This is a genomic window from Polyangium jinanense (genome assembly GCF_028435365.1).
The window spans coordinates 14,531-30,684 of record NZ_JAGTJJ010000095.1; the positions used below are offsets into that span (position 1 = coordinate 14,531).

General features: G+C 68.9%; 14 protein-coding genes and 1 pseudogene. 10 read left to right on the forward strand and 5 right to left on the reverse strand.

Going from position 1 to position 16,154, the window contains the following annotated elements; genetic code table 11:
* The first annotated feature begins 17 nt into the window (after nt 1-17).
* Genes KEG57_RS52060 through KEG57_RS52070 form a run of 3 tightly spaced genes read left to right on the forward strand, consistent with a single transcriptional unit; the run spans nt 18 to nt 3,024 of the window.
* Nucleotides 18-1,304 (forward strand): radical SAM/SPASM domain-containing protein, encoded by a 1,287-nt coding sequence (locus KEG57_RS52060; protein WP_272428274.1) that lies wholly within the window; start codon nt 18-20, stop codon nt 1,302-1,304.
* Nucleotides 1,305-1,348: 44 nt separating this feature from the next.
* Nucleotides 1,349-1,723, forward strand: coding sequence for a hypothetical protein (locus tag KEG57_RS52065; protein ID WP_272428273.1), 375 nt, complete (start codon nt 1,349-1,351; stop codon nt 1,721-1,723).
* 2 nt (nt 1,724-1,725) lie between these two features.
* Nucleotides 1,726-3,024, forward strand: coding sequence for a radical SAM/SPASM domain-containing protein (locus KEG57_RS52070; protein WP_272428272.1), 1,299 nt, complete (start codon nt 1,726-1,728; stop codon nt 3,022-3,024).
* On the opposite strand, the gene KEG57_RS52075 is transcribed toward KEG57_RS52070, so the two are convergent.
* On the reverse strand, nt 3,025-4,308 hold the full coding sequence (locus tag KEG57_RS52075; RefSeq protein ID WP_272428271.1) for an alpha/beta hydrolase family protein: 1,284 nt from the start codon (nt 4,306-4,308) through the stop codon (nt 3,025-3,027). It abuts the gene before it with no gap.
* Between the two features lie 11 nt (nt 4,309-4,319).
* Here KEG57_RS52075 and KEG57_RS52080 point away from each other — a divergent pair, with 11 nt between their 5' ends.
* The 3 genes from KEG57_RS52080 to KEG57_RS52090 all read left to right on the forward strand — a co-directional run bounded on the left by KEG57_RS52080 (nt 4,320) and on the right by KEG57_RS52090 (nt 7,736).
* Nucleotides 4,320-4,880: a DUF6992 family protein gene (locus tag KEG57_RS52080; RefSeq protein WP_272428270.1), complete on the forward strand. Its 561-nt coding sequence runs from the start codon at nt 4,320-4,322 to the stop codon at nt 4,878-4,880.
* A gap of 159 nt (nt 4,881-5,039) precedes the next feature.
* Complete coding sequence (locus KEG57_RS52085) at nt 5,040-6,875, forward strand: vWA domain-containing protein (protein WP_272459980.1); 1,836 nt, start codon at nt 5,040-5,042, stop codon at nt 6,873-6,875.
* Nucleotides 6,876-6,887: 12 nt separating this feature from the next.
* Nucleotides 6,888-7,736: a hypothetical protein gene (locus KEG57_RS52090; protein ID WP_272428268.1), complete on the forward strand. Its 849-nt coding sequence runs from the start codon at nt 6,888-6,890 to the stop codon at nt 7,734-7,736.
* Here the strand turns inward: KEG57_RS52090 and KEG57_RS52095 are convergent.
* The 4 genes from KEG57_RS52095 to KEG57_RS52110 all read right to left on the reverse strand — a co-directional run bounded on the left by KEG57_RS52095 (nt 7,733) and on the right by KEG57_RS52110 (nt 11,766).
* Nucleotides 7,733-8,725: a Rieske 2Fe-2S domain-containing protein gene (locus tag KEG57_RS52095; RefSeq protein ID WP_272428267.1), complete on the reverse strand. Its 993-nt coding sequence runs from the start codon at nt 8,723-8,725 to the stop codon at nt 7,733-7,735. The genes KEG57_RS52090 and KEG57_RS52095 overlap by 4 nt on opposite strands.
* Nucleotide 8,726: 1 nt before the next feature.
* Nucleotides 8,727-9,860 (reverse strand): flavin-containing monooxygenase, encoded by a 1,134-nt coding sequence (locus tag KEG57_RS52100; RefSeq protein ID WP_272428266.1) that lies wholly within the window; start codon nt 9,858-9,860, stop codon nt 8,727-8,729.
* A gap of 31 nt (nt 9,861-9,891) precedes the next feature.
* The gene (locus tag KEG57_RS52105; RefSeq protein ID WP_272428264.1) at nt 9,892-11,094 is read right to left on the reverse strand and encodes a pyridoxal phosphate-dependent aminotransferase; all 1,203 of its coding nucleotides are present in this window, start codon (nt 11,092-11,094) and stop codon (nt 9,892-9,894) included.
* Nucleotides 11,095-11,229: 135 nt separating this feature from the next.
* Nucleotides 11,230-11,766, reverse strand: a complete 537-nt coding sequence (locus KEG57_RS52110; RefSeq protein ID WP_272428263.1) for a chalcone isomerase family protein — start codon at nt 11,764-11,766, stop codon at nt 11,230-11,232.
* A gap of 240 nt (nt 11,767-12,006) precedes the next feature.
* Here KEG57_RS52110 and KEG57_RS52115 point away from each other — a divergent pair, with 240 nt between their 5' ends.
* The 4 genes and pseudogenes from KEG57_RS52115 to KEG57_RS52130 form a co-directional block, all read left to right on the forward strand.
* A complete protein-coding gene (locus KEG57_RS52115) occupies nt 12,007-12,267 on the forward strand; it encodes a MoaD/ThiS family protein (RefSeq protein ID WP_272428262.1) in 261 nt (86 codons plus the stop codon).
* 9 nt (nt 12,268-12,276) lie between these two features.
* Nucleotides 12,277-14,115, forward strand: coding sequence for an aldehyde ferredoxin oxidoreductase family protein (locus KEG57_RS52120; RefSeq protein ID WP_272428261.1), 1,839 nt, complete (start codon nt 12,277-12,279; stop codon nt 14,113-14,115).
* Nucleotides 14,112-15,575, forward strand: a complete 1,464-nt coding sequence (locus KEG57_RS52125) for an alpha-amylase family glycosyl hydrolase (RefSeq protein ID WP_272428260.1) — start codon at nt 14,112-14,114, stop codon at nt 15,573-15,575. The genes KEG57_RS52120 and KEG57_RS52125 overlap by 4 nt, the downstream gene beginning before the upstream one ends.
* Nucleotides 15,576-15,847: 272 nt before the next feature.
* Nucleotides 15,848-16,154: pseudogene (locus KEG57_RS52130) on the forward strand (helix-turn-helix domain-containing protein); the annotation flags it as partial.

The window sequence follows — 16,154 nt, forward strand, 5'->3', positions numbered from 1 at the left end:
GGTTAAGCTCGACGCCCATGGCCGAGCCTGCGATCCCCGAGACGACCCCCGCCCCCCGCGCGCGCAGGCCCGAGGACGGCGACGCGCCCATCCCGCTCTTCGCCGTCTGGGAGCTGACGATGAAATGCGATCAGCCCTGCCAGCATTGCGGGTCCCGCGCCGGCCACGCCCGGAATGCCGAGCTCTCCACGACCGAGGTCCTCGACGTCGCCGACAGCCTCGCTCGCCTCGGCTGCCGCGAGGTCGTGCTCATTGGCGGCGAGGCGTATCTGCGCGAGGACATCCACGCGGTCGTCGGGCGCCTCGCCGGGCATGGGCTGCGCGTCGTCATGCAGACGGGCGGCCGCGCGATGACAGTCGAGCGGGCGCGAAAGCTACGCGACGCCGGCCTCACGGTGCTCGGCGTCTCCGTCGACGGGACGGCCCCGATTCACGACGAGCTCCGCGGCAATCGAGGCAGCCACGCCGCCGCGATGCGCGCGCTCGACGCCGGCGCCGCCTCGGGGCTCCTTCTCACCGCGAATACGCAGATCAATCGGCTGAACATGGGCGTCCTGCGCGAGATCGCCGCAGAGATTCGCGCCCGGGGCGCGCTCGCGTGGCAGGTGCAGCTCACGGTGCCGATGGGACGCGCGGCGGATCGGCCCGAATGGATCGTCGAGCCGTGGCACGTGGTTCCGATCATCGACACGCTCGCGGCCATCCAGCGCGAGGCGGCGATCGAGGCCCAGGGCAAGGGATGGATCTTCGACGTCGTGGCGGGCAACAACCTCGGTTATTACGGCCCGCACGAGGCCCTGCTCCGCTCGCGACCGGGCGGCCAGGAGGCTTACTGGAGCGGCTGCCGTGCCGGAATTTCCGGCATCGGCATCGAATCCGACGGAACGGTAAAGGGCTGCCCTTCGCTGCCCACGGCGCCTTACGCGGGCGGCAACGTGCGCGCGCTCTCGCTCGACGCCATCTGGGAGCACGGGGAAGCCCTACGATTTGCCCGCGAGCGGACGGAGGACGAGCTCTGGGGATTCTGCCGGACCTGTTATTTCGCCCCGTATTGCCGCGCAGGCTGCTCGTGGACCACCCATTGCACGCTCGGTCGGCGCGGAAACAATCCCTTCTGTTATCACCGGGTGAAGGAGCTCGAAAAACGCGGCGTACGCGAGCGCATCGAGAAGCGGAAAGACGCGCCGCAAATGCCCTACGACTTCGGCCTCTTTGAGCTCGTCGAGGAGCCGCTCGGGGCGGAAACGGCGAGCCTGACGACCGGCGACGCGCCGCGGCGCAGGTTGCCGATCGCTTCCGATTGACAAGGACCGCCCGCTGCGTTGTCCTTTCACGAGGAGCCCTCGCCATGCCCTCGATGGTCCTCTGCCCGTCTTGCAAGCGGCACGTCTTCCCCCGCGAAACCTCGTGCCCCTTCTGCGGCCTCGCCATTTCCGCCGAGCCGGGCGCGCCTGCGCCCGCCCTCGCGCCGGAGCTCTCGCGCGCCCAGCGTTACCTCGTCGGCGCCGCGATCGCTGCGACCGTGGCCGTCGCGGGATGTAACAACCAGCCCGCGCGCGGCCCGAACGACGTCCAGACCGAAGAGGAGCTCGAAAGGGAGCGCCAGAAAGCAATCGACGAGAGCCGGGATCGCCACCCCGGCGGCGGCCCGTGCGTGAACAACGTCTGTCCGCCGTATGGCTGCGTCTTCCCGGACGAGGCCTGCGACATCCTGCGCGTTTGACCGTGGAAGATCGCCCGAACGATCCGCTCGATCCCGAGAAACGCCGCGACGTCATGCAAGCGACACGGCCCCGAGGCCTACCGCTCTTGCCACGCGCCGGGCAAATGGCGAGTGAAGCGCGGGGCAAGCATCTCCCGCTCGCGCGCAAGGTCCGTGATATCGATCTCGAATGTCGCCCCATTTACGCGGTCTGGGAGCTGACGCTCGCCTGTGACCTCGCCTGCCGCCATTGCGGATCGCGCGCGGGCACGGCGCGTCCGGACGAGCTCACGACCGCGGAGGCCACGTCGCTCGTCCGGCAGATGGCGGCGCTCGGCGTGCGCGAGGTCGCGCTCATCGGCGGCGAAGTGTACCTGCACGAGGGCTGGACCGAGGTTGTCCTGGAAATACGCCGTGCGGGCATGCAAAGCACGCTCGTCACGGGCGGCCGCGGCATGACCCCGGAGCGCGCGCGTTTGGCCAAGGAGGCCGGCGTGCAGAGCGTCGCGGTCTCCATCGACGGCACCGAGCCCACGCACGATCGGTTGCGCGGGCTGTCGGGCTCGTACGCGGCGGCCGTGCAGGCGCTCCGCAATTGCCGTGAGGCAGGGATCCCGGTCGCCGTCAATACGCAGGTGAACCGCCTGAACCTCTGCGAGCTGCCGCATATCTTCGATGTGATCCTCGACGTCTCCGCGCACGGCTGGCAAGTGCAGCTCACGGTCCCGGTCGGCCGCGCCGCCGACGAGCCGGACGTCCTTTTGCAGCCGTACGATCTCCTGGAGCTCTTCCCGCTCCTCGCCTCGCTCAAGGCCCGCGCCGACGCCGCGCGTGTCAAGATGCTCGCCGGCAACAACATCGGCTATTACGGGCCCTTCGAGCACCTCTTGCGCAGCTACACCACCGAAAAACATGCCGATTCGTGCAGCGCCGGCCGCTCCACGCTGGGCATCGAGTCGAACGGCGACGTCAAGGGCTGCCCCTCGCTGCCCACGGAGTCCTGGGTCGGTGGCAACGTGCGGCAGGCTTCCCTGCGCGACATCTGGGAGCGCTCGTCCGCCCTCCGCCACATGCGGGATCGCACGGAGGAGGAGCGCTGGGGATATTGCCGCACGTGTTATTACGGTGAGGTTTGTCGCGGCGGGTGCACCTGGATGGCCACGGCCCTCTTCGGCAAACCGGGAAACAACCCATATTGCCATCACCGCGCCCTCGACATGCAGCGCCTCGGCAAACGTGAGCGCGTCGTGCGGGTCGCGCCGGCCGAGGGGCTGCCGTTCGATCGCGCCTCGTGGGCGCTCGTCGACGAGGATCTTCGCTGATCAGGCAGCGGGCCCGAGCCCCTCGTGGGAGAGCCATTCGAGCATCGCGCGGAGGAGCCCATCGTCCCACACGCCGGCGCGGGGGTTCTTGAAGCTCTGCGCGTAACTCTCGTGCCGGCGCATGTCGTGCCCCACCTTGTCGAGGAGCACGAAGTGCGACCGCCCCGGCGACGCAGCCGCGATCTCGTCCGCGATCATGCGCCCCTCGTCCGGCGCCGCAGCATAATCGTAACTCCCGTGCAGCACGAGCACGGGCACGTTCGTCGTCCTCCACAACGCGGGCAGATCGAGGCGCTCGATCTCCTGGAACAACGAGACGTGACGGCCGAACATCGTCTCGCCGTGGCACGACGTCCCTTCGAGCCACGCGAGCTCGGGGCGCTTCGCGAAGACGTCCCGCGGGAACATGCCTTCCCGACAAACGCTCGCATGCATCTCGCTCCACGCGGCGACATACTTCTCGAGCTCCTCCCCTTCCATCCCGGCGAGGATGCGCTGCCGCCGCGTCGCCCGCACCATGCAATCGACCCATTTGAGCTGGGACGTGCCGAAGACGACCACGCCGCGCGTCTGCGTTCCCTCGCCTGCGAGGATCGGCGCGATCATGCCCCCGAGGCTATGGCCGAAGATCACGATCCGCCCCACGAGCGGGTCCTGCGCGAGTGATTCGATCGCGGCCCGGTAGCCCTCCACCTCGTCGAAGAACCCCGTGGTTTGGCAGGGCGGCCCCTCGCTGTCGCCCACGCCGCTCCGCTCGACGCGCATCGTGGCGATGCCCGCGTCCGCGAGGCCCGAGAGAAACGCGCGCATCGGATCCTCCGGGTCCTGCGGGAGCTCGCACGAAGCTGTGCCAAGGCCCGAAAGAAAAAGGACGGTCGTGAAAGGAGGACCGCCCGCCGTGGGAATCGCAAAGAGCGTCCTTTGCCGCCACGAATCCCGCACGGTCACGTGTCCCAGACGAACCTCCGCGCCCGCGATACGCTCGACCGGCAGCGGCGTGGCCTTGCCGGGGAGCGTCACGCGCGCGCCGTCGCGCACGATCTCGAAATGGAGCGGCGCGCCGGGCACGAGGCCTCGCACGAGCGCGACAAGCGCGCGCGGCTCGGACACCGTCACATCTCCGAGCGCCACCAAGCGATCGCCCGCCCGCACGCCCGCGAGCGCGGCGGCCCCGCCTTCGGCCACCCGCACGACCTCGAGGCCCTCCGAGGCGCCCTCCGCGGGGCGCGCGCGTAACTCGAGGCCGAGGAAGGGTCTTCGGGGGAGCGCTTGGTCTTGGTACATTCCAAACCACGATGCCACGGCACGCCCTCGGGATCCACGCCCTCACCTTGCTCCTTGCGCCCGCGATCGCGCACGCGGAGGCGCCCGCCCCCGCGCTCGCGCCCGTGCCCCTGCCTGCGCCGAAAGGGCCGGATCCCGCGGCCATCGCCGCGCGCGAGGCGCACCTCGAAACGCAGACGCGCGCGATGACCGTGCTCACGAGCTGGGCCGTCGCCAGCATCGCCACGGGCGCCGCGCTCTGGGCCACGGGTGGCGACGACTACACACGCTCGATCGGCATCCAGAACGTCGCCTGGGGCGCGGTCGACGGCGTCATTGCCGGGTTCGGCTACCGCGGTCTCGCGAAGCAGCGCGGCCTCGACAAACCTCTTTCCTACTGGCAGGCCGAAGACAGCAAGGCGCGCACGATCTTCCTCGTGAATGCGGGGCTCGACGTCCTTTACGTGACGGCCGGTGCGTTGATGATCGGGTTTGGCAAGAACGACTGGGTCCGCGGCGCCGGCGCGGGCGTCGCCCTGCAGGGAAGCTTCCTTTTCGCCTTCGACACGGCCATGGGCCTCGGCGCCCGCTGACACGCCCGGCGACGCTTCGACAACGGCCTTCGCCGTGAGTTCCCGCTCCACATGCGCTCGAAAATCGGCGAAGATCAGCCACGCCGCCGTAGATCATCCGCGGCCCTGCTTCGTCGAACCGCACCGGACACGACGTCTCGAGCCTGAGGGGATATGACCATGTCGCGCATGTCGAAGAGCGGTACCTCGATGATCCTCGGAAGCCTCTGCCTGGCGAGCGCCCTCGGCGGCAGCGGCTGCACGAAGGCGGCCCCGAGCAACGAGGAAGCGACCGCGCAGGCGCCCGCAGAGCCGGAGCCGAATACCCGGGCCAAGGGCGAGCAAGGCTACATGGGCATCCCCGACCACGCCGCCGAGGCGCCCCGGGCGTTCGCCATCCGCGGCGGCGACGACGCGACGCGCGGGCCGGGCGAGGCCGCCAAAGTCGGCGGCGGCGCCCCGCCACCGGCCCCGACCCAGGCGCTCATCCCACCCTCCGCGAACGACGCCCCCACGATCGACCCGAACGGACGGTTTGCCACGACATACCGCCCCGGCGGCGGCCACCTCGCCGCATTCGAATCCGCGGTCGCGCGCGGCATCATCCCGCCGGGCGAGCGCGAGCTCGTCTCGGACGTCGGCGCCCGTTACGTCACGGGCTTCGAGGTCCCGAAGGGCAAGGCCCTCGGCATCCAGGCCGGCCTCGAGCGCGGAAAGCTCCCGCCGTCCGGCAGCCCGTTCCACCTCCGCCTCACGCTGAAATCGAGCCCCGACAAACCCGCCGAGCGTCCGCACCTCTCCGTGCACCTCGTCCTCGACGTGAGCGGCTCGATGCAAGGTGAATCGATCAAGCAGGCCCGCGAGGCCGCCAGCGCGCTCGTCGACAAACTCGCCCCGACCGACGACTTTTCCCTCGTGACGTTCTCGACCGACGCCGAGGTGAAAATCCCCGACGGCCCCGTCGGCGCGCGCCGCGAGGCCATCAAGAAGGTGATCGCAGAGATCAAGGAGGGCGGCGGCACCAACATTTCGAGTGGCCTCGAGCTTGGGTATGCGCAGGCCGAGACGAAGACCATCCCGCAGGATGCGGTGAAGGTCGTCCTCTTGCTCTCCGACGGCCGCGCGAACAGCGGGATCAAGTCGGCGAGCGGCATCTCGAAGCTCGCGCTCGACGCCTTCCAGAAGGGCATTCAAACGAGCACCTTCGGCCTTGGCGCCGATTACGACGGCGCGCTCATGAGCGCGATCGCCGAGGACGGCGCGGGCGGGTATTACTACCTGCGCGACGCGGCGCAGATCGCCCCGGCGCTCGGCACCGAGCTCGACAAGCGCCTCGACCCGGCGGCGACGGCCGTCGAGGTCCGCGTGCGCCTGAAAAAGGGCTTCGATCTGCTCAAGGTCTACGGCTCGCGCCGCCTCTCCGAGGCCGAGGCGCAGCGCGTGCGGGCGCAGGAGGTCGCGGCGGACGAGCAGGCGGCGAAGCGCGACAACATCAAGCAGGACCGCAAGGACGACAGCGAGGGCGGCATGCGGTTCTTCATTCCCGCCTTCGCCGCGGGCGACAGCCACGCGCTGCTCTTCCAGCTCCGCGCGGGCGCTGGCGTGGGCAAATCGCAGCTCGCGCTGGTCGAGCTCAAGTACAAGGACCGCATTTCCAAGAAAAACGTGACCGAGGAGTTCCCGATCGACATCGAGTGGGCCGACTCCGACGCGGCGAGCGGAGCGACGATCGACGGCTCCGTGGCCCGCACGATCCAGGGTTTTGCGGCGGGTGAGACGCTGGCGCGCGCGGCCCAGAACGTCGCGGGGGGTGACAAGAATTACGCGATCAGCCTGCTCACCGAACGCGAGACGATCCTGCGCGAGGCGGCGAAGACCCTCGAAGAGCCGCTCTTCCTGAAGGACGCCGATCGCCTCGCCCGCATGCGCGAGCACGCGGCGCAAAGCACGGGCATGGGCGATCCGCTCCTCTTCGCCATGCTGCTCGAGACCGCGAGCCGCTCGCATCTGCGATAGGCTGAGACGCACATGCCCGATCCGATCGTCCTCAAGGTCCCGCTCGACAAACCCGCCGTGCACGTGGATGTCACGGCGGGACAAACCATCACTCTGCGCGGGTTCTATACGTCGAAACACGACGGCTCGATCCTCGACGCGGCCACGACGACCTGGCCCAAGGAGGCGCCCGGGGGCGCGTCGGTCGATCCGGTGGGGCTCGTCGAGGTGGAATCGGGCGGGTTTCACCTGACGAAACGAAATGTCGACACGCACGAAGTGGAGCTCGTCGCGACGGGCTCGGGCGCGGAGGCGTGCGCGGCGGCGGGCGTCGAGGCGCCGTGCCTCGTGGTGAACAAGCGAATCGCCCTGCAAAAGCGGCTGATGGGCTGGGAGGAGTTCAAGGGATCACTCGTCGGCCAAGGCGTCGAGGCGGTGCTTCCGCCGCCGCCCGTGGTGGAGGTCGCGCCGGGCGTGATGCCGTATTTGCAGGCAGGCGCGGGCGTGGCAATCGCCGCGGTGGTCGGGTTCGCCGCATGGACTTGGAAAAAGAAGCGGGACGCCTCGCCCGCGGGGCAGATGCTTTCGCTCGCGCGTGGCGTGAAGGAGCAGCTCCGGCGCGCCGATCCGGTGCTGGCGGCGCCGCTCGCGCCCGCGGTGGACGCGGCGATCCGGTCGTTACGCGAGCGGCGCGTGGATCCGGCGTCGGCGGAAGGAAAGCGGGTCGCCGAGGCGCTGCGGAAGACCTCGGCGCGGCTCGATGCCTCGATGCGGGAGGCGCAGGCCGCGAAGGAGCAGGAAGCCGCCGACGAGCTCGTGCAGGAAATGGAAGCGGCGCTCGAAGCGGCCGACGAGGTGAAGCGCGCGCATCGGGCGGTCTAACCGCGGCTGCGGTAGATCGTCTCGATACGTTTTCGCGCGAGCCCGAGCGGTTTGTCGAAGCGGCTCAACGTTTTGCCACGAAGCTCGGGGCTCTTGTCCGCGAGTTTGCCGAGGAGCGTGACGTCGCGCCGGAGCTCCATCACCACGAAGGCGCGCGTCAGGAGATACGCGAAGGCATTGAGGCCATAACGGTCCCACGGCGCCGCGAGCGCGTACGAGAGCGCGAAAATGTCCGTCTGCCCGGCCGTGACGGGCACGAAAAAGATCGCGATCCGCAAGGCATTCGGCCGCCGCTCCCCTGTCGCCGGATCGAGCCAGTATTGATCGTAGACGGTGGAGACCGGCGAGAACCACGTGGTCCAGTCGTCGACGAAGGAATCACCGGGCTCGATCTGGAGCAGCGTATACAGCGGCCGTGGGAGCGCCTTCTGCGGGCCCTCGTTGTAGACGCGTACGCTCGTTTCCGTGCTCGTCACCTCGCACGTGACCTCCGCCATGCGCTCGCGTGGATACCCGAGCAGCGCGTGGACCTCGGGCGTGTGCTCGACCTCGATGAAATTGTCGAGCGTGACCTCGAGCGGCGCCTCCGCCCGTTGCCGCGTCTTGCCAATGAGGTGATACCCGCTCACGTCGAGCGTGGGGAAAGCGGCTTGCGCGCCGCGGCGCTTGATCCAGACGAGGCCGTATCGCTCGACCACGTCGAAGGCGTCCGCGGAAGGACGCGCCGCGGGCGTGGCGGGGCATTTGCCTTCGCCGTCCGGCGCGAACGACCAGCCATGGTAAGGACAAACCAGCCGGCCGCCCTCCACGCGCCCCTCGCTGAGGCGCATGCCCCGGTGCGGGCACACGTCGGCGAGCGCACCGAGCGTCGCCTTTCCATCCGAAGCGCGAAACAGGACGAGCTCGCGATCACAGACGCGGACGGGCGCGGGCTTTTTGCCTAGCTCGTCCGCGAAGAGCACCGGGTGCCAGTGATCGAGCTCGGCCATTTCAATGTTTCTCCCCCGCGAGGTGATCCGCGACGCGCTGGGCCTCGATCGCGATGTCGTGGAGCGCGCCCGTGAGCGGGTTCCGGAAGCCGATGAAAAAGAGCCCCGGCGCCCCCGGCACCGGCTCGCCGAAATAACGCGGATACCCCCGTTCGTCGAGCCAACCCTCCGCGTCCTCGAAGTAGTCGGAAATCCCGGTCCGATACCCCGTCGCGAGCACGACCGCGTCGAAGGGGCGCGCCGTCCCATCGACGAATTGCACCTCGCCGGGGCCGAAGGAGCGCACGTCCTTCACCACGTCGATCTGCCCTTGCTTGACGAGCTCCAGCGTCCCCACGTCGATGAGCGGAATACGCTTCTCGACGAGCACCTGCGAGATCGGTCCAAGCTTCGGCCGCGTAAAACCGTACGGCGTGAGGTCCCCGAGCATCCGATCGAGGGCGAAGAGCGAGATCGCGTCGGCCACCTTGGGCGGCAGGCGCGAGAACAAGAAGAGCGAGCTTATCTGCGAGGGGACGCCCGTCAAATCACGCGGAATGACGTGCACGGGGCCGCGGACCGAGAGCGCGGGCTTGGCGCCGTGCTCCCAGAGGTCGAGCGCGATCTCCGCGCCGGAGTTGCCCGCGCCCACGACGAGGACCCGCTTGCCCCGCCAAGGATCGCCGTTCTTGTAGCGCGAGCTGTGCAGGATCGGGCCGCCAAAGGAGGCCTCGCCCGGCCAGGTCGGGATGTTGGGGACGCGGTTGTACCCCGTGGCGACGACAAGTCCGCGCGTGTGGAACTCGTTTTCCGACGTGCGAAGGACGAACCCGCCGTCGACGCGCCGTGCCGAGCGGACGTCCTCGCCGAACCGCGGGCTCAAATCGAAGGCGCTGGCGTACGCGTCGAGATAGCTGACCATCTGCGCCCGCGACGGGTAGGTCGGCGTGCCGGCGGGCCAGGGCATGCCGGGCAATGCGGAGAAGCGCTGCATGGTGTGCAGGTGCAGCCGCTCGTAATGGTTCCGCCACGACGACCCCACCTCGGCCGATCGCTCTAGAATTTCGAACGAGATGCCTCGGGACCGCAAGCACGCCCCGACGGAGAGCCCCGACGGACCGGCGCCCACGACGATGACTTCCGCCTCTTCGCGCATGCGGCGCATCCTAGGCGATCCGTCGCGGCGCTCAACCTTTCGCGACAGACGCGACGACGATCTCGATCGCCCGCGCGAAGACCTCCGGACGCGGCAGCAGGCTGACCACGAGAAATCCCTCGCGCTCCATGTCGAAAAAATAGCCCGGATGCACGACGATTCCGTGCTCGCGCACGAGCGTTTCAACCCAGGTGTCTTCGTCGCGCGTCCGCGGAACTTCGAGGATCGCGTACCAGCCGCCGTCCGTGGGCAAGCGCCGGACCGCAACATCCTCGCCCGCCGCCGCGAGCGCGCGATCAAGCGCCGCGAGGTTTTCCGCCGCGCGCGCGCGAACGGGCTCCTGCACCGAGGCGCGCACGGCGAGCAGCTCCGGGAGCGCGAGCTGCACCGGGGTCGAGGCCGAGAGGTAGGTGTCCGCGATGAGCTCGAGCCGCGCGATCGCCTCGTCGCAAAGCGCGTCGGGGCCGCAGACGAGCGTCCAGCCGAGCTTGCATTGCGGTAGGAGCAGGCTCTTCGAGAGGCCGCCGAGCACGAACGTGAGCGCCTCGCGCTCGCCCGCGAAGCTCGGCAGCCGATCCGCGGGCAAGACGCCGTGCGGATACTCGGCGAAGACCTCGTCCACGATGAGCGCCATGCCGTGACGCGCGGCGATACGCGCGACCTCGGCCGCTTCGTCGCGACGCACGTAGGTGCCCGTGGGGTTGTTCGGGTGCACGAGCACGATCGCGCGCGCATGCCCGCGGGCCTCTTCGGCGGCGCGATCGAGCGCGCCGAGATCGATGCGAAATCCCTCTTCGCGCATGAGCGGGTACGTGGCGAGCTCGACGTCTTCGAGCCGGGCGAGGAACTCGAAGAGCGGATACGAAGGCGCTGGGATGAGGACCCGATCGCCGCGCTCGCAGAGCAGCTTGAAGAGCCACGTGTAGGCCTCGCTCGTGCTCGCGCTGAGGACGACGCGGTCCTCGCGGGCGGGCAAGCCGCGCTCGTGGAACGAGGCGGTGACGGCGGCGCGGGCCTTCGGGTGGCCGAGCGGAAGCGGCGCGTACGTCGTGCCGCGGGGATGGCCGAGCAGGGCGACGAGCGGCGTGGTGTCGACGATCCCGGCGCGCGTGGGGTTCGACTCCGTGAGGTCCGTGAGCTCGCGGCCTGAGCGCTGCGCGGCGGCGAGCAAGGTGGTCAGCGGATTTTCGGTGCGATCCCAGTCGGTTCGCCGGGTGAAGAGGGCACGGGCCATGCGAGGCGCGGAGCTTGTCGCCGAGGGCCCTGGCGAGCAAGGACGCCGGGAAAAACGAAGGCCGGCGTCGTCTCCTTGTCTCCAAGGTTGACGAGCAGCCGGCCTATGCGCGGAGCATCGAGCGCCGCGGTTCGTTCACAGCTTGCTGATGAGCGCGTCGCCGAGCTTCGGCTGATCGATCTTGCCAAACCAGATGGCCCAGACGCCCTTCATGAAGTCGACGCCGTCGACCGTCGCGCTGCCGCCGCCGCCCACGTTCACCGTGGTGGCCTTCTTCGCGGCGTCGTACGCGATCGTTACCTTGGAGTTTTCCTTGAGCTCGCGGGAGAACGCGCCGAGGAACTTGTCGATCTTGCCCTTGTCCGCGTAGCCGTTCATCGCGAACGCGTCGCGCAGCGTCTGCACGACCTTCTCGTGGTCGACGTCGCGCTTCATCGTCCACTCGAACTTCTTGTCGATGTCGGCGTCGATCACGGCCTTCTTCGACTTCTCGACCGCGCCCTTGATGAAGTGCGAGATCTGGTAGACGTTCACGTCGACGAGGACCACGGTCTTGACGCGGGTCCCGGTGCCCGTGAGTTTCCAGTCCTCGGCGAAGGCGCCCGCGCCGAACAGGAAGAGAGCCGCGAGGATCGAGAGGAAGAGGGGAAGCTGTCGCCTACGAAGTTGCATCGCGCTGACCTCCGCCGATGGGGGTGGTGGCTTTCATGACCGCCCCGGCCCGCGAAAACGCGTGCGCGGGCTGCCGGAATGACCCACGGCCTTCGTTTGACGTGAAACCATGAGAAGCCACGCAACGTCAAGCGACGAATTTCCAAGGATGTTCGTGACGGGATGCGTCAAAGAGCCACGCGAGGAAAAACCTCGCGTGCGTCGAAGGCGCGCGTTGCGGTGTGCTGGTAGGTTTGCCGCGTGGTGACCATCGAGCTCTACGGCGTGGCCCGGCTGCGCGCCCGTCGCGAGACGATCGAGGTCGCCGCGCGCTCGCTCGGCGAGGCGCTTTCTGCCCTCGGCGTCGCGTGCCCGGCGCTCGAGCCGCTCATCGTTGCGGGCGGACGACTCGCGCCGGGCTGGCTCGTGGCCCTCAACGGCGCGCAGATCACGGCCGATCTGGAGACGCCGCTCGGCGACGGGGACGTCGTGGTGCTGGTGTCCGCGGACGCAGGCGGTTAGAAACCGTGCATGGGGCGCGGCGGTTATTTCGAGCGATACCTGCGTGTCGACCTCGGCCGTCCGAGCGCCGAGCACGTGCCTCTCGATGAAGCGACGCGGCGCGCCGTCGTCGGTGGGGTTGGGCTCGGCGCGTTGCTCCTCACGCGCGAGACGCCGCCATGCTTCGATCCGCTCGGTCCCGAGGCCGCGCTCGTGCTCGCGTTCGGGCCGCTCGTGGGCACGCCGCTCACGACCTCGGCGAAGCTCGCGTTCGTGGCGAAATCGCCGCTCACGGGGCGCATCTCGGACGGGCTGTCGTCGTCGTCGTTCGCCATCGCGGGCAAACGCGCGGGGCTCGATGCGATCGTGATCGTCGGGGAGGCCGCGGAGCCGTCGATCGTGCTCGTCGACGAGGAGGGCGCGGAGGTCGTGCCTTGTCCCGAGCTGTGGGGGCGTGATTTTTCAATTTCAGAGGCGAGCGAGCGCCTCGGGAAGGCGTATCCATCGCATCGATTCGCGGTGATCGGGGTCGCGGGCGAGCGGCTCGTGCGGTACGCGGGCATCGCGAACGAGGGGCGTCATGCGGGGCGCGGCGGGCTCGGCGCGGTGCTCGGCGCGAAACGCGTGAAGGCGATCGGCGTGCGCGGGAGCCGGCCCGTGCCGCTCGCGGATGCGGAGACGACACTGCGCATCGCGAAGGATCTCGCGCGTCGATCGCTTGGACCTGCAACGGAAAAATATCGATCGCTCGGGACGGTGGCGAACCTCTCGACGTTCAACCGGCTCGCGGCGCTGCCGACGCGCAATTTCCAGGCGAGCACGTTCGAGGAGGCGCGGAAGATCGAGGGCGAAGTGCTGCACGAGACGCGCGAGCGAGGCCGGGGCTCGTGCAAGAGCTGCACGATCGGCTGCGAGCATTTCTTCGAGGTTCGTCCGGGCGAACGTCCCGTCAAAATGGAGTACGAGAACCTGTTCGCGCTCGGGCCGCTCTGCGGGATCGGCGATCCGGAGGTGGTACTGCGGGCGTCGTCGGCCTGTGATGAGCTCGGGATCGACACGATCTCGGCGGGCGGGACGATCGCGTTCGCCATGGAGTGCGCCGAGCGAGGCCTCTTCCCCGAGGGTATGCTCGCCGAGGAGGCGCGGGATCTGCGGTTCGGCGCGGGCGAGCGGATGCTCGTTTTGCTCGAGGACATCGCGCGGCGGCGCACGCCGCTCGGGGATCTGCTCGCGGAGGGGAGCCGGCGCGCGGCGGAGATCGTGGGCGGCGAGGCGCCGTCGTTCGCGCCCCACGTGAAGGGTCTGGAGATCCCGGGCTACGAGCCGCGGGCGCTGCAGACGATGGCGCTCGGCTTCGCCGTCGGGACGCGCGGCGCCGACCACAATCGGAGCGGGGCGTACGAGGCGGATTTTTCGGGGAAGGTGAATCGGTTCGAGGCGAGCGAGGAATCGGCGGCGCATGCCGTGGCGGCGGAGGATCGGGCGGCGGTGATGGATGCGCTGATCCTGTGCAAGTTCCTGCGCCGGGCGATGGAGGATTTTTTCGGGGAATCGGCGGAGATGCTGCGGGCCGTGACGGGCCTGCCGTTCGAGGCGGAGGATCTCGTGCGCGCGGCCGGGCGGATCACGCTCGTGCGACGGCTGTTCAACGAGCGCGAGGGGTGGACGCCCGCGGAGGACACGCTCCCCGCGCGGTTCTTCGAGGAGAAATTGCCCGGCGGCGCCGCGAAGGGCGCGGGGATCGATCGCGAGGGGTTCGCCCGGTCGATAAAGGCGTATCATGCGCGGCGCGGCCTCGACGAACGCGGGTTCGTCCCGGCGGAGGTCGCGCGGGACATGGCGTCCCTGATCGGGGGGAAGAACCGATGATCCTTGGTGATACGAGCGTCCACAGCCCGGCCCTGTACGAGATCTTCGCACGCATGTGGCTCTTCGACCTCGGGCGCGCGGCGGGCGCGCGCGTCACGCTCGCGGACGTGCCCGACGAGGAGCTCGATCGGCTGGCCCGGCTCGGCTTCGATTACGTGTACCTGATGGGCGTGTGGACACTCGGCGCGGTGGGGCCGAAGATCGCGCGGGAAACGCCGGGGTTGCGTGCCGAGTACGAGCGGGCGCTGTCCGATCTGGGGCCTTCGGACGTGATCGGGTCTCCGTTCGCGGTGGCGCGGTATGCAGTCGAGCCCTCGCTCGGCGGGGACGAGGCGCTCGCCGTGCTGCGCGAGAGGCTCAGGGCGCGGGGGATCGGGCTCTTGCTCGATTTCGTGCCGAACCACCTGGCGCGGGATCACCACTGGATCACGGAGCGGCCGGAGCTCTTCGTGCGGGAGGCGAACGGGAAGATTGCCTGCGGCAAGGATCCGTATTTCCCGCCGTGGACCGATACCGCGCAGCTCGATTTCCGCGCGAAGGAGACACGGCAGGCTTCGATCGAGGCGCTCCTCGACGTCGCTTCGCGTTGCGACGGCGTGCGGTGCGACATGGCGATGCTCGTGCTCTCGGACGTGTTTCGGCGGACGTGGGCGCATGCACGGCGGGCCGAGGGGACGCGGGAGGCCGAGGGCGAGTTCTGGGCCGAGGCGATCGACGCGGTGCGGGAGCGATATCCGAATTTCGTGCTGCTCGCCGAGGCGTACTGGGATCTCGAATGGCGGCTGCAGACGCTCGGGTTCGATTACACGTACGACAAGAGCATGTACGACCGGCTGATGCACGGATCGGCGCACGCGGTGCGCGGGCATCTGAGTGGGTCGTTTGATTACCAGGCGCGCTCGGCGCGATTCTTGGAAAACCACGACGAGCCGCGGGTCGCGTCCGCGCTGCCGCCAGATCGGCGCAAGGCGGCCACGGTGCTGCTCGGGACCGCGCCGGGAATGCGGTTTTTCCACGACGGGCAGCTCGAAGGGCGAAAGATCCGGGCGCCGGTGCAACTCGCGCGGCGCGCGGACGAGCGCGTGGACGAGGCAAGCGTCGCGTTTCACCGAGCGCTGCTCGAGGCGATGAAGCTCGACGTCCTGCGGCGCGGGCGTTTCGCGATGTTGCCGCCGCGTGCGGTGGGGCCGGGGAGCACGAGCTTCGAATCGTTCGTCGCGTATCGCTGGGATTCGCGGACGAGCGCCGTGATCGTCGTGGTGAACTTCGGCCCGTCGCGGGGGCAATGCAAGCTGACGCTGGATCTCGCGGGGATCGCGGGGAGGAACGTGCTGCTCGTCGACCGCATCGGCGGCGAGGAATACCGACGCAGCGGGGACGAGCTGCTCGATGATCGGCGCGGGCTCTACGTGGAGCTCTCGGCGTACGGCACGCATCTGTTCGAGGTCAAAAAGAGGTAACGATGGGCGCGTTCGTCCCGCCGCCCGATGCGCCCCCGGGGCAAGAGCCGATACGAACGCGGCGTATTTTGCGGTGCGAGGCGTGCTGGCTGCCGCCGTCGCTCTGCATTTGCGACAAGCTCGCGCCTACGACGGTGCGGACGCAGCTAGTGTCCTGAGTTAGAAGAACGCGAACATTTTTTGGACGATCCCCTCCCTCAACACATGGAGGTGAGTGGGAAGATGCGATGTCGAACTGGCCGCCCACTCGAACCTCTGGTCCTGACCGCTGAAGAACGCGAGACCCTGGAGCGCTGGCGCGCCGACCTAAGTCTCCGCAGGCGTTGGCGGACCGTGCGCGCATCGTGCTGGACTGTGCGGAGGGCAAGAGCAACGGTGAGATTGCCGCGTCGAATGGCGTCTCCCGACAAACGGTGAGCAAGTGGCGAGGCCGGTTTCTCCGGCATCGGCTACAGGGGTTGAGCGATGCGCCTCGGTCCGGGGCTCCGCGTACGATCACGGATGAACAGGTCGAGCGCGTCGTGACCAGGACGCTCGAGACCAAGCCGCACAACGCGACCCATTGGTCGACGCGCTCGA

What these genes read in the sequence shown, in the direction of transcription:
- KEG57_RS52060 (WP_272428274.1), top strand. Translation starts at nt 18, where the DNA reads ATGGCCGAGCCTGCGATCCCCGAGACGACCCCCGCCCCCCGCGCGCGC.
- KEG57_RS52065 (WP_272428273.1), top strand. Translation starts at nt 1,349, where the DNA reads ATGCCCTCGATGGTCCTCTGCCCGTCTTGCAAGCGGCACGTCTTCCCC.
- KEG57_RS52075 (WP_272428271.1), bottom strand. Translation starts at nt 4,308, where the DNA reads ATGTACCAAGACCAAGCGCTCCCCCGAAGACCCTTCCTCGGCCTCGAG.
- KEG57_RS52080 (WP_272428270.1), top strand. Translation starts at nt 4,320, where the DNA reads ATGCCACGGCACGCCCTCGGGATCCACGCCCTCACCTTGCTCCTTGCG.
- KEG57_RS52085 (WP_272459980.1), top strand. Translation starts at nt 5,040, where the DNA reads ATGTCGCGCATGTCGAAGAGCGGTACCTCGATGATCCTCGGAAGCCTC.
- KEG57_RS52090 (WP_272428268.1), top strand. Translation starts at nt 6,888, where the DNA reads ATGCCCGATCCGATCGTCCTCAAGGTCCCGCTCGACAAACCCGCCGTG.
- KEG57_RS52095 (WP_272428267.1), bottom strand. Translation starts at nt 8,725, where the DNA reads ATGGCCGAGCTCGATCACTGGCACCCGGTGCTCTTCGCGGACGAGCTA.
- KEG57_RS52100 (WP_272428266.1), bottom strand. Translation starts at nt 9,860, where the DNA reads ATGCGCGAAGAGGCGGAAGTCATCGTCGTGGGCGCCGGTCCGTCGGGG.
- KEG57_RS52105 (WP_272428264.1), bottom strand. Translation starts at nt 11,094, where the DNA reads ATGGCCCGTGCCCTCTTCACCCGGCGAACCGACTGGGATCGCACCGAA.
- KEG57_RS52110 (WP_272428263.1), bottom strand. Translation starts at nt 11,766, where the DNA reads ATGCAACTTCGTAGGCGACAGCTTCCCCTCTTCCTCTCGATCCTCGCG.
- KEG57_RS52120 (WP_272428261.1), top strand. Translation starts at nt 12,277, where the DNA reads ATGGGGCGCGGCGGTTATTTCGAGCGATACCTGCGTGTCGACCTCGGC.
- KEG57_RS52125 (WP_272428260.1), top strand. Translation starts at nt 14,112, where the DNA reads ATGATCCTTGGTGATACGAGCGTCCACAGCCCGGCCCTGTACGAGATC.